The following is a 12,593-nucleotide window of genomic DNA, read 5'->3' as shown; positions in this document are numbered from 1 at the left end:
CGGTCGGAGCACAGCCTGCGAGGAGGACGCGATGACCACGGGGTTCGACCTCGTCACGATGGGCCGGATCGGGGTGGACCTCTATCCGCTGCAGACCGGCGTCGGCCTGGAAGACGTCACCTCGTTCGGCAAATATCTCGGCGGCAGCGCGACCAACGTCGCCGTCGCCGCCGCCCGGTACGGCCGCGCCTGCGCGGTGATCACCAAGACCGGCGACGACCCGTTCGGCCGATTCCTGCGCCGCGCGCTCGCCGGATACGGCGTGGCCGACCGGTTCGTCGGGACCTCGCCGCACCTGCCGACGCCGGTGACGTTCTGCGAGGTCTTCCCGCCGGACGATTTCCCGCTCTACTTCTACCGTTTCCCGAAAGCCCCCGACCTCGACCTCTCCCCCGGCGAACTCGACCTGGCCGCGATCCGCTCCGCGAAAGTCTTCTGGGCGACGGTGACCGGGCTGTCGCAGGAACCTAGCCGTTCGGCCACGCTCGCCGCGCTGGAGGCCCGCGGCCGCAAGGGAATCACCGTGCTCGACCTCGACTACCGGCCGATGTTCTGGGAGTCCCGCGAGCAGGCGCGCGAATGGGTCGGCAAGGCACTGGACCACGCGACGGTCGCGGTCGGCAACCTCGACGAATGCGAGACCGCGGTGGCGTTGCGCGAGCCTCGGGAAGCGGCGAAAGCGTTGCGGGACAAGGGTATCTCGCTCGCGGTGGTGAAGCAGGGGCCGAAGGGCGTGCTCGCGGCGGACGACACCGGCGAGGTCGAGGTGCCGCCGGTGCCGGTGGAGGTGGTCAACGGTCTCGGCGCGGGTGACGCGTTCGGCGGCGCGCTGGTGCACGGACTGCTGGCGGGCTGGGGCACCGAGCGGATCATGCGGTTCGCGAACGCGGCGGGCGCGCACGTCGCCGGCGAACTCGCCTGTTCGGACGCGATGCCGACGGAAGACCAGGTACTGCGCAGGCTCGGAGGCACGAAATGAACACCGTCGAGCGGATCGTCGCCAAACGAGTGCACGACCCGGGCGCGATCGCCGAAGCCGCCGCCACGCGGATACGGGCGAAATCGCCGTTCAACGACAAAGGCGCGGCGATGATCATCGCCGCCGACCACCCCGCCCGGGGCGCGACCGCCGTCGGCGCGGATCCGCTGGCGATGGCCGGCCGCGGCGAACTGCTGGAGCGGCTGTGCCTCGCGCTCGAACGCCCGGGCGTCACCGGCGTGCTCGCGACCCCGGACGTGATCGACGATCTGCTGCTGCTCGGCGTGCTGGACGGCAAGACGGTGCTCGGGTCGATGAACCGCACCGGACTGGCCGGGTCGAGCTTCGAGATCGACGACCGGTTCGCCTGCTACGACGCGGAAACCATCGCGCGCATGCGGTTCGACGGCGGAAAGATGCTCACCCGGATCTGCCTGGCCGATCCGGCGACACCGAGCGTGCTGGAGAACACCGCGAAGGCCATCGACTCGCTCGCCGACCGGAAACTGCTCGCGATGGTCGAGCCGTTCCTGTCCGGATGGATCGACGGGAAGATCAAGAACGACCTCTCCCCCGAGGCAGTGATCCGGTCCATCACGATCGCCTCCGGCCTCGGCCGGTCTTCGGCCTACACCTGGCTGAAGCTGCCGGTGGTCCCTGACATGGAGCGGGTGCTGGCCGCCTCGACGCTGCCCGCGGTGCTGCTCGGCGGCGAGGTGACCGACCCGGACGCGGCGTTCGCGTCCTGGCAGGAGGCGCTGGCGTTGCCGACGGTGCAGGGTTTGGTGGTCGGGCGGTCGCTGCTCTATCCGCACGACGGCGACGTGGCCAAAGCGGTCGATACGGCGGTGGGGTTGCGGTGAACCAGTTCAGTCTCGAAATCACTCCCGAATCGGCGGGATGGGGCTACTCCGGCCTGCGCGTGCTGGAACTCGACGGCGCCGAGACCGTCTCCACCGGAGACGCGGAAACGCTCGTGCTTCCGCTGTCCGGCAGCTGCTCGGTGTCGGTCGACGGTGAAACGTTCGAGCTGGCCGGGCGTACCGGCGTCTTCGACGCGGTCACCGATTTCGCTTACCTGCCAAGGGATGCCGAAGCGGTCGTGACCGGCCGAGGCAGGTTCGCCCTGCCCTCGGCGAAGACCTCGAAGCGGCTGCCCGCCCGCTACGGGCCCGCCGGCGGTGTGCCGACCGAACTGCGCGGTGCCGGAAACTGCAGCCGCCAGGTCAACAACTACTGCCTGCCGCACACCTTCGACGCCGACCAGCTGCTCGTCTGCGAAGTCCTCACCCCGGGCGGGAACTGGTCGTCCTATCCGCCGCACAAGCACGACGAGGCGCGCGAGGGCGAAAGCGAACTCGAAGAGATCTACTACTTCGAGGTCGCCGGCGGCGGGATGGGCTACCAGCGCGTCTACGGCACTCCGGAGCGCCCGATCGACGTCCTGGAAGAGGTCCGCAGCGGCGACGTCGTGCTGATCCCGCACGGCTGGCACGGCCCGTCGATGGCCGCGCCCGGCTACGACCTGTACTACCTCAACGTGATGGCCGGTCCCGGCCCCGAGCGGGCGTGGCTGATCTGCGACGACCCCGCGCACGCCTGGGTGCGCCAGAGCTGGGAATCGCACGACGTCGATCCGCGGCTGCCGTTCGGAGGCCCGCGATGAGGCTGACCACCGCGCAAGCCCTGGTGCGATTTCTGGCCAGCCAGTACTCCGAACGCGACGGCGTCGAACACCGGCTGATTCCCGGCTGTTTCGGGATTTTCGGACACGGCAACGTCGCCGGACTCGGCCAGGCGCTGCTGCAAGCCGCGCACAGCGGGACTTTCCCCTACTACCTCGCCCGCAACGAACAAGGCCAGGTCCACTCCGCGACCGCGTTCGCGAAAATGCGCAACCGGCTCCAGACGTTCGCCTGCACCGCGTCCACCGGCCCCGGGTCGACGAACATGATCACCGGAGCCGCGCTGGCGACCACGAACCGGCTGCCCGTGCTGCTCTTGCCGAGTGACGTTTTCGCCGGCCGCGGCCCGGATCCGGTGCTCCAGCAACTGGAAGACCCGCGCTACGGCGACGTCTCGGTGAACGACGCGTTCCGTCCGGTGTCGAAGTACTTCGACCGGATCACCCGGCCCGAACAGCTCATCCCCGCCGCGCTCGCCGCGATGCGCGTGCTGACCGACTCGGTCGAGACCGGTGCCGTCACGCTCGCCCTGCCGCAAGACGTCCAGGCCGAAGCCTACGACTGGCCCGAGGACTTCTTCCGCCGCCGCGTCTGGCACATCGACCGCGCGATGCCCGCTCCGGAAGCGCTCGGCCGCGCGGTGGACCTGCTGCGCGCCGCGAAAGCACCACTGATCGTCTCGGGCGGTGGCGTCGTCTACTCCGAGGCTTGGGAGCAACTCCGCGCTTTCGCCGCCGCGACCGGGATTCCCGTCGCCGACACGCACGCGGGCAAGGGAGCGGTGCCGTGGGACCACCCGTGCGCGGTCGGCGGGCTCGGCTCCACCGGTGCTTCCGCCGCGAACGCGCTGGCCGCGGATGCCGATGTGGTGCTGGGCATTGGTACGCGGTACAGCGATTTCACCACCGCTTCGCACACCGTCTTCGGCAACCCGGACGTGCGGTTCGTGAACCTCAACGTCGCCCGGTTCGACGCCGCGAAGCACTCCGCCGAGATGGTGGTCGCCGACGCCCGACGCGGTTTGGAAGCCTTGTCGGCCGCGCTGTCCGGCTGGCAGGTCTCCGGCGCTTACCGCGCGCGGACCCGGCGGCTCGCCGACGAATGGAACCGCGCCGCCGACGCCTGTTTCGGCCTCGGGCACGCTCCCCTGCCCGCGCAGACCGAGATCCTCGGTGCGCTGAACCGTTCGCTGGACGACCGCGACGTCGTGATCAACGCCGCCGGTTCCATGCCCGGCGACTTGCAAATGCTGTGGCGGGCACGGGATCCCAAGGCGTACCAGGTGGAGTACGCGTACTCGTGCATGGGATACGAGATCGCCGCGGGCGTCGGGGTGAAGCTGGCCGCGCCGGACCGCGAGGCGGTCGTGCTGGTCGGCGACGGTTCGTACCTGATGATGGCGCAGGAAATCGTCACGATGATCGCCGAACGGCTCAAGGTGATCATCGTGCTGGTGCAGAATCACGGATTCGCTTCGATCGGGTCGCTGTCGGAATCGCTGGGCTCGCAACGGTTCGGCACGTCCTACCGCTATCGCGCCGAGAACGGCCTGCTGGAGGGCGACGTGCTGCCGGTCGACCTCGCGGCCAACGCGGCCAGCCTCGGCGCGACCGTCCTGCGGGCGTCTACTGTGGACGAATTCCGGGCGGCGGTGAAGCAGGCGAAGGCGAATCCGGTGACGACGGTCGTGCACGTGGCGACGGATCCGCTCGCGCCCGATCCGCCGGGGTCGGCCTGGTGGGAGGTGCCGGTGAGCGAGGTGTCCGATGTGGACTCCACTCGGGCGGCTTACGAGACGTATGTCGCGGAGAAGCGGAACCAGCGGCGTTACCTTTGACCCACGATGGGGTTCCCCTCACGTACGTTCGCACCGGTCCCGCCGCGGAAGCTTCGGTCCGCACCGAAGCGTTCCCGCGCCACGATTGTCCCGTGACCGCACCGACCTCCGCACGCAGGCAACGGCTCGCGCTGCTCGCGCTCTGCCTCCCCTTCTTCATCGTCCAGCTCGACGCGACCGTGGTGAACGTCGCCGTCGAAGCGATCCGGCGCGACCTCGGCGGCGGGCTGGGCGGTGAACAATGGGTGATCGCCAGCTACACCGTCGCACTGGCCGCGGGCATGCTCACCGCGGGCTCGCTCGGCGACCGTTACGGCGCGCGACGAGTCTGCGTGCTGGGGACCGTCGTGTTCGGTGTCGGCTCCGCGCTGTGTTCGCTCGCTCCGACCCTTCCGGTGCTGGTCGTCGCGCGGACGCTGCAGGGCGTCGGCGCGGCCGCGCTGCTGCCGTGTTCGCTCGCGCTGATCGTCCGCCAGTTCCCGGAACCGCGGGCCCGGGCGCACGCGCTCGGCCTGTGGGGCGGCATCGCGGCCATCGGGCTCGCGACCGGACCGGTGGCGGGCGGCGTGCTCATCGCGCTGGTCGACTGGCGGGCGATCTTCTGGGTCAATGTTCCGTTCGCCGCCCTCGCCATCGCGCTGACCTGCCNCCTGCCAGTACGTCGTCGAGTCCCCGCCGAGGGAGCGTCGCCTCGATCCGTACGGGCTCGTCCTCGGCACCGTCGCCCTCTCCGCGCTCGCCGGCGGGCTGATCCAGGTCGGCCGCTCCGGCTGGGCACTTCCGCTGATCGCCGCCGGATCGCTGACCGGCCTCGCGTTCGTCCTGGCCGAGCGGCGGCGGCGCGACCCGATGCTGCCGCTGGCGATCTTCTCGTCCCGTCCGTTCTCCGCGGCGAGCACCGCCGGGCTGCTCTTCAATTTCTGCTTGTACGGCACCCTGCTCTGCCTGTCGCTGTACCTCCAGGGCCCGCTGCACCAGTCCGCGTTCGCGACCGGCATGCTGACGCTCCCGCTCACCGTCACGGTCGGCCTCGGAGCCACCGCCAGCGGACGGCTCACCGCCCGTTTCGGCGCCCGCGTCCCGATGCTGACCGGGTTCAGCCTCGCCGGGCTCGGCGCGATCCTGCTGGTCGCGGCCGATTCCCTGCCGCTGGTGCTGGCCGGCGGCGTGGTGCTGTGCTGTTGCTCGATCGCGATGCCCGCGATGACCTCGGTCGCGATGTCGACGCCTCCCGAGGAGCACACCGGACTGGCCAGCGGGGTGTTGAACACCGCCCGGCAGACCGGTGGCGCTCTCGGCACCGCGGTGCTGGGCACGCTGCTCACCGCGGGCTCGGCGATGTCGCTGAGCGTCCCGATGACCGTGGTCGCCCTCGGTTACGCCGCGGCGGTCGGGTGCACCCTGCTGGCCACCCGGCCGCGGGACCTTGCGGCCCTACCTCGCTGACCCGGGGGGCACGAGCAGCGTCGCCCGGTGCACCAGCCATTCCAGCGGACCGGGCCGCCGCCAGTGCCGCCACGCCGCCGAGGCGGCCAGCAGCACCGCGACCACGATCGCCAGGAACACGAGGGAGTACGGCTTCGGTATCAGCTTCAAGGCCGCGAAATGCGCCGCGTACCAGGTGAAAGCCATCCCGCCGGCCGCGGCGAGCGACCACAGCGCGCGGCGGCCGGAAGGGCGGTCCAAGGCGATCAGCAGTCCGCCGAGCAGCACCATCGCGACGCCGATCGCGCGGGGCGGCGGGCACGGGCTGGGGCTGACGATCGCCGTCGCGCAGGCGCGGGTGCTGGGAGCGGAGCTGGAATTCGGAAACCTCCCCGACGGCGGGGCGCGGGCAATGCTCCGGCTGCCCGGCTCAATCCGTGCCTGACCGATCTCCCACGCGGCCCCGGTGAACGGTCGTGCGGGCCACCCTCGGGGAATCTGATTCCGTCCGGGTTCCCCTCACTGACAGCGGCGGGGGCGGAAGCTGTCCGGTTGTCGGGCTTCTCAAACCCCCGCCGGGATGACAAGCTGCTCACCAGCCGGTCGGCTCCGCACCGGCTCGCATGATGACAACGTTGTCAGCCCTGGAGGTAGCGCGTCCATGTGGTCGCAGAAGAGACGGGTGGCCGCGGTCGCGGCGGCGGGCTTCGCGGTCGCCGGGCTGGTGTCCGGCACGACCGGCACGACCGGCGCGGCCACCGCGAGCACGGCGGCTGCCGCGGATCCGGTGTCGCTGGTCAACCCGTTCGTCGGCACGCAGAACTTCGGCAACACCTTCCCCGGAGCCAGCGCGCCCTTCGGCATGGTCCAGGTCAGCCCCGACACCGGCGGCCAGGGCGGCTACGACTACCAGCAGAACTCGATCTACGGCTTCAGCCAAACCCACCTCTCCGGCGTCGGCTGCGGTGTGATGGGCGAACTCCCGGTCATGCCGACCACGGGAGCCGTCGGCTCCGTCGACAAGAACGCCTACAAATCCGAGTACAGCCACGACGACGAAAAGGCCGAACCCGGCTACTACCGCGTCGGGCTGAAGAAGTACGGCGTCAACGCCGAGCTGACCGCCACCCCGCGCACCGGCTGGCAGCGCTACACCTTCCCGTCGACCGGCCAGGCCAACGTGCTGTTCAACACCGGCCAGGCGAACCAGCCGGTCAAGGATTCCGAGATCCACGTCGTCGGCGACCGGGTCATCGAGGGTCGCGTGCGCGCGGGCGGCTTCTGCGCCGGGCACGACGAGCACACCGTCTACTTCACCGCCGCTTTCGACCGCCCGTTCGCCTCCTACGGCACCTGGCGCGGCACCACCCGCACCGTGGGCAGCCGCGACGCCGCGGGCACTGGCGGCAACGGCGCGTGGGTCAGTTTCGACGCTGCCACTGACCACGACGTCGTCCTGAAAGTGGGGCTCTCCTACACCGGTCTCGCCGGCGCGCGGGACAACCTCGCGAAAGAAACCCGCGACAGCTACGACTTCGACGCCACCCGCACCGCGTTGCGCAAGCAGTGGGCGGACCGGCTCGGCGCGATCAAGATCAGCGGCGGCAGCACCGAACGGCAGACCGCCTTCTACACCTCGCTCTATCACGCGCAGCTGCACCCGAACCTGGCCGGCGACCTCAGCGGCGACTACGCCGGTTTCGACGGCAAGGTCCACCGCGCCACCGGCTACCCGCCGTACCAGAACTTCTCCCTCTGGGACACCTATCGCCCGCAGAACCAGCTGCTCGAAATGCTGGAACCGCAAGTGGCCCGCGACGTCGCGCTGTCCGTGCTGGCGATCGGCCGCGACGGCGGCTGGCTGCCGAGATGGGCGCTGGCGGGCAGCGAGACCAACATCATGACCGGCGACCCGGTAACACCGTTCCTCGTCGAAGCCTGGTCGAAGGGTTTGCTGGCCGGGCACGAGGACGAGGCGTACGCGCTGCTCAAGAAGAACGCGACCAGCACGCCACCCGCCGATTCGCCGTACAACGGACGCTCCGGGGTCGATTACTACAACGCCCGCGGCTACCTCCCGAGCGGCCTCACGCTCGGCAAGGACTGCGCGGCCAAAGGCGGCGACAACGACTGCGAGCATCCGGCGTCGGCGACGATGGAGTACTCCGCCGCCGACGCCGCGCTCGCGTTGATGGCCAAGGGTCTGGGCCACCAGGCCGACGCGCGCATGTTCGCCGACCGCGGCCAGTGGTACCGCAATGTCTGGAACGCCGCCGACAAGCAGTTCCGGCCGCGCACCACCGACGGCACCTGGCTCACGCCGTACAACCCGGTCGACGCCGATCACCAGTTCCACGAAGGCGGCGCCTACCAGTACCAATGGCTGGTCCCGCAGGATCCGGCCGGGCTGGCCGAGCTGATGGGCGGCAAGCAGGCGACCGAAAAGCGGCTCGACTCCTTCTTCGCCTACGGCAATCTGCTCAAGGACCCGGCGGGCACCGCGCGCAAGGACTGGATCGCCAGCCCCTACGACTACTACGCCAAGGCCACCTACAACCCCAACAACGAACCCGACCTGCTTTCCCCGTACCTGTACAACTGGGTCGGCGCGCCGGCGAAGACCGCGACCGTCGTCCGCGCGGCGATGACGCTGTTCACCACCGGCCCGGACGGCATGACCGGCAACGACGACCTCGGCACGATGTCCGCGTGGTACGTCTTCTCCTCGCTCGGTCTCTACCCGACGATGAGCGGCGCGAACTTCCTCGCGGTGTCCAGTCCGCAGTTCGAATCGGCGACCGTCCGGATCGGACAGTACGAGGGCAGGCAAGGCGGCACGCTCACCGTCACCGCGCCGGGCGCGAGTGATACGAACCGTTACGTGCAAAGCTTTTCGCTCAACGGCCGGGACGTCCGGCAGACCTGGCTCGACTGGGCCGCGGTCGAGCACGGCGGTCAGCTCGCCTATCAGGTCGGCGCGACGCCGTCCCGCTGGGGCACGCAGCCGGGCACGGAACCGCCGTCGGTGAACAAGGCCGCCGGCGACCTGCGTCGGCACGTGGACGCCACGCTGCGGCCGAGTTCCGTAGTGCTGCCGCAGCAATCTTCAGCGCAGACTGTCCACTTGAACCTGGACGTGCTCGGCCAGAATCCCGGAGCACAGCCGGTCTTCGTGACCTCGTCGGCACCTTCGGGCTGGCGGGTGCGGACCGACCAGCTGCAGCTGTTGTGGTCCTTCCGGCTGCCGGCGCAGAAGACCGCTCCGGTCACGGTGACCGTTCCGGCGAACACGCCAGCCGGCACGTATTCGGTGCAGCTCAAGGCATCCGGGCCAGGAGCCAATACCGTCGTCCGCACCGCGAGCGTCGAGGTACGGGAACCGGCGGTATGCGCGACGACATCCGGAACCCAGTGCGCGGTCGACCTCGGCCACGACCGCAATCACGACGGGACCGCGACTGTCGCAGCCTCGACGGAGGGCGACTTCGACGGCAGCGGCTGGAGTTACGACGCTGACCTGATGCCGCAAGCCGGAATCTTCGTCCACAATGGAGTTTCCTACGCGGCACCCGATCCCGCTGGCACCGCGGCGAACTTCGTGGAAGCACGCGGGCAATCACTGCTGCTGCCCGCCGGAAAGCACCAGGCGGTGCAGCTGATCGGCTCTTCGCACAACGGCCCGGTGTCCACTTCGCTGACCGTGCACTACAGCGACGGATCCAGCGCGGATCTCCCGGTGACGTTCGGCGACTGGGCCGGTTCGACCCCGTCCGGCACGACCGTCGTGCTCGAACTGCCGCACCGGATCAAGGCGGGCAGCGGGGTCGACGGTCCGCCGGTGCGGCTGTTCGGCATCGCCTCCGCAGTGGACAGTGCCAAGACTGTCCAGTCGGTGAGCCTGCCGAACGACCCGCGCGTCCAGCTCTACGCTCTCACCCTGGCCTGAGCCCGGCCGGGTTCGCCGGATCCCTCCCCTTCGTCCGGCGAACCCGGCCATCCCCCCCGTTCCCCCAGAAGTCTCAGGCGGCCGCGGGCACCGCGGCGACCCGGCCCATCGCCTCGGCGTAGCAGGCCTCGAACGAATCCACAGTGGACTCCAGTGCGTGCCCGGCGATCATCTTGCCGCTCGCCGCCCCCATCCGCGCCAGCGTCGCCGGATCGGCGACCACCGCGTGCAGCCGCTCGGCCAGCTCCCCCACGTTGCCCGGCGCGAACAGCCAGCCGTTGTATCCCGGACGGCACAGGTGCGGCAGCGCCATCGCGTCCGCGAGCACCACCGGCTTCCCCGCCGCCATCGCCTCCATCGTCGCGAGGCTCTGCAGTTCGGCGATGCCCGGCATGCAGAACAGATCCGCGGCCGCATAGGCGTCCAGCAGGTCCTCTTCGGACACGAATCCGCGGAACCGCACCCGGTCGGCGATCCCCAGCTCGCCTGCCAGTTTTTCCCAGCCTGCGCGGCAGGAACCGTCGCCGATGATCTCCGCACGCAGGCGAGGCACGAGCGCGACCGCGCGCACCAGTTCGTCGACGCGCTTCTCTTCGTCAAGCCGTCCGACGAACAACACCGTCGGGTCGTCGGACGTCCGCGGAACCGCGCGCAGCCGGTAGCGGTCGATGTCGATGCCGCAGGACACCGGCACCACCCGTTCCGGGAAACCGTTGTCGTGCAACAGGTCCACCGCACGCGGCGTCGGCGCGGTAACCACGCGGGCCGTCGAGAACACGCGCGTCAGGTCGCGCCAGGCCCACCGTGCGGCCGCGCCGCGCAGCCACGCCGGCACTCGCACGTGGCCGAACAGATTCTCCGGCATGAAGTGGTTCGTCGCCACCCCGGGGACGCCCATCGCCGCGGCGTGCTTCAGCACGTACCTTCCGACCACGAAATGCGCCTGGACGTGCACCAGGTCGGGCCGCAACTCCTCCAGCAGCGCAGCGACGTCCTTGCTCACCTCCCAGGGCAGGCCGATCCGGAAGGTGCGGTGGAACGGGGTGCGATGCGACCGGACGCGGTGCACCACGACGTCGCCGTCTCGTTCGGTGCGCGCCGGGCCGTCCGGGTCGACGCTGATCACGTGAACCTCGTGGCCGCGGCCGGCGAGACCGGTGGACAGCCGGTACGCGAACTGCGCCGCGCCGTTGACGTCCGGCGGATAGGTCTCGGCGGCGACCACGATGCGCAAAGGCCGGTCGTCGTTCACTGGGTGCTCCGATCTGGTGGAATGGACAGAAGAAGAACTGCTGCGGCTCAGCACGGCGACGCCGCCGACCGCCAGCACCGCCGCGGTCAGCGCGACCGCGGTCGCCGCGGCGTCGAGGTGCGTGGCTTCGCCGAGCACCCCGGCGCCGAGACCCACTGCGACCAGCGGATCCACGACCGTCAGGCACGCGACAGCGAGGTGCGGCGGACCGCATCGGTAGGACAACTGCACGAGCCAGCCGCCGGCCAGCAGCGCCGTCACCATCGCGGCGACGGACACCGCGGTGCTGAAGCCGACGCTCCCCTCGCGTATTTCGAGGGAAACCGCTCGCATCAACACCGAAACGAAGCCGTAGGCAGCGCCACCGGCCGCGCCGAAACACAATCCGCGGATCGACGGACGCGAAGCGAGCGCGCCGATCAGCGTCAGCAGCGCCACGGCCCCCAGCACCAGCAACGCCGCCCGCGTTTGCGCGTCGGCACTGACCTCGGTGCTCGTGGTGCTGCCGGCGGCGACGGTCACGAACGTCCCGACGCCGAGCATGGTGACCGCGACCGCGGGCAGATCCCGCCGCCTGCCGAGAATCGCGGTGATCGCCACGGCGATGACCCCGACCGGTTGCACGACGGTCAGCGGAGCCATCCCCAGCGCGACCGCGTGCACGCCCGCCCCCGAACCGAGCAGGACCAGCCCGCCGAGCCAGCGCCGTGCCCGGATCAGCTCCCCGATCCGCGGGCGGCCGGGCGACGCGGTAACGACGCCGTGCTGCAGAAGCGCGCCGGCGGAAAAGAAAACCGCGCCGAGCACGGCAAGCGCGATGGCGAGGATCGTCATGAGTCCGCCTCGGCCCGGGCCATCGCGGCGACCGCGAAAAGCTGTGCGTAGAGCAGGGCGTACAGCACGCGTTCGAACAACCCCAGGAACTCGGGCACGGACTGCTCCAGCAACGGCGCGTGTGCCAGCAGAAAGGCGAGCGAAGCGGCACCGGACGCCAGCGAAAGCCAGCGCACCGCCTTCGCTTCCGGTTGGCGGCGTGCCAGCAACCAGCCCGCCAGCGGCAGGCACACGAACATCGCCGCGCCGGCATACCGGTGCACCGCACCGGAAAGCGACGTCTCCACGCCGGTGGGATCAGTCGGGAAGAACGTCGCGATGACCAATCCGGCCGCCCACAACGCGATCAGCACCGACTCCGGGCCGCGTTTCGGCAGCCCCTGCTTGAGCAGTGCGTGCCGGACCAGCAGTGACGCACCGGCCAGCCCGAGCGAAGCGGCGGCCAGCAGCACCGCCCCGCCCGGCGGGAAAACGTAGTCGCTGATGACGTCGCGGACCGGGTCGATCGTGCCCGCCGCCACCAGGTGCAACAGGAGAATCGGCACCAGCGAAAAAGCCAGCGCGCCGGCAGCGATCACGGGCGCCGCCGCCTTGGCCTTCCGCGTTATGAGGGTCACATCGATCAGCATGCTGGG

Annotated in this window: 9 protein-coding genes and 1 pseudogene; 7 read left to right on the top strand and 3 right to left on the bottom strand. The window is 70.2% G+C overall.

Annotation, left to right across the window (positions count from 1 at the left end):
- The first annotated feature begins 31 nt into the window (after positions 1 to 31).
- The 6 genes and pseudogenes from iolC to A4R44_RS49980 all read left to right on the top strand — a co-directional run bounded on the left by iolC (position 32) and on the right by A4R44_RS49980 (position 5,947).
- Complete coding sequence (gene iolC / locus A4R44_RS04445) at positions 32 to 979, top strand: 5-dehydro-2-deoxygluconokinase (RefSeq protein ID WP_067576443.1); 948 nt, start codon at positions 32 to 34, stop codon at positions 977 to 979.
- Complete coding sequence (locus A4R44_RS04440; RefSeq protein WP_067576442.1) at positions 976 to 1,842, top strand: aldolase; 867 nt, start codon at positions 976 to 978, stop codon at positions 1,840 to 1,842. Before iolC ends, A4R44_RS04440 begins: the two co-directional genes overlap by 4 nt.
- Positions 1,839 to 2,645 (top strand): 5-deoxy-glucuronate isomerase, encoded by an 807-nt coding sequence (gene iolB / locus A4R44_RS04435; RefSeq protein WP_067576441.1) that lies wholly within the window; start codon positions 1,839 to 1,841, stop codon positions 2,643 to 2,645. The genes A4R44_RS04440 and iolB overlap by 4 nt, the downstream gene beginning before the upstream one ends.
- Positions 2,642 to 4,501, top strand: a complete 1,860-nt coding sequence (gene iolD / locus A4R44_RS04430) for a 3D-(3,5/4)-trihydroxycyclohexane-1,2-dione acylhydrolase (decyclizing) (protein ID WP_067576440.1) — start codon at positions 2,642 to 2,644, stop codon at positions 4,499 to 4,501. The genes iolB and iolD overlap by 4 nt, the downstream gene beginning before the upstream one ends.
- Positions 4,402 to 5,169: pseudogene (locus tag A4R44_RS52185) on the top strand (MFS transporter); the annotation flags it as partial. The gene iolD and the pseudogene A4R44_RS52185, both read left to right, overlap by 100 nt.
- Before the next feature lie 256 nt (positions 5,170 to 5,425).
- Positions 5,426 to 5,947, top strand: coding sequence for an MFS transporter (locus A4R44_RS49980; protein ID WP_369805813.1), 522 nt, complete (start codon positions 5,426 to 5,428; stop codon positions 5,945 to 5,947).
- On the opposite strand, the gene A4R44_RS04420 is transcribed toward A4R44_RS49980, so the two are convergent.
- The gene (locus A4R44_RS04420; RefSeq protein WP_067576439.1) at positions 5,936 to 6,217 is read right to left on the bottom strand and encodes a DUF418 domain-containing protein; all 282 of its coding nucleotides are present in this window, start codon (positions 6,215 to 6,217) and stop codon (positions 5,936 to 5,938) included. The two genes, A4R44_RS49980 and A4R44_RS04420, sit on opposite strands and share 12 nt — an antisense overlap.
- 370 nt (positions 6,218 to 6,587) lie before the next feature.
- Between A4R44_RS04420 and A4R44_RS04415 the strand changes: the two genes are divergently transcribed.
- On the top strand, positions 6,588 to 9,872 hold the full coding sequence (locus A4R44_RS04415) for a GH92 family glycosyl hydrolase (RefSeq protein ID WP_067576438.1): 3,285 nt from the start codon (positions 6,588 to 6,590) through the stop codon (positions 9,870 to 9,872).
- A gap of 73 nt (positions 9,873 to 9,945) precedes the next feature.
- On the opposite strand, the gene A4R44_RS04410 is transcribed toward A4R44_RS04415, so the two are convergent.
- Positions 9,946 to 11,958 (bottom strand): glycosyltransferase, encoded by a 2,013-nt coding sequence (locus tag A4R44_RS04410; RefSeq protein ID WP_067576437.1) that lies wholly within the window; start codon positions 11,956 to 11,958, stop codon positions 9,946 to 9,948.
- Positions 11,955 to 12,587 (bottom strand): DUF998 domain-containing protein, encoded by a 633-nt coding sequence (locus A4R44_RS04405; protein WP_067576436.1) that lies wholly within the window; start codon positions 12,585 to 12,587, stop codon positions 11,955 to 11,957. The genes A4R44_RS04410 and A4R44_RS04405 overlap by 4 nt, the downstream gene beginning before the upstream one ends.
- Positions 12,588 to 12,593 lie beyond the last annotated feature (6 nt).

It is taken from the genome of Amycolatopsis sp. M39, from assembly GCF_001651785.1.
Lineage (GTDB): Bacteria > Actinomycetota > Actinomycetes > Mycobacteriales > Pseudonocardiaceae > Amycolatopsis > Amycolatopsis rubida.
The sequence above is the reverse complement of the archived record's forward strand: the minus strand, read 5'-3'. Positions and strand labels throughout refer to the sequence as shown.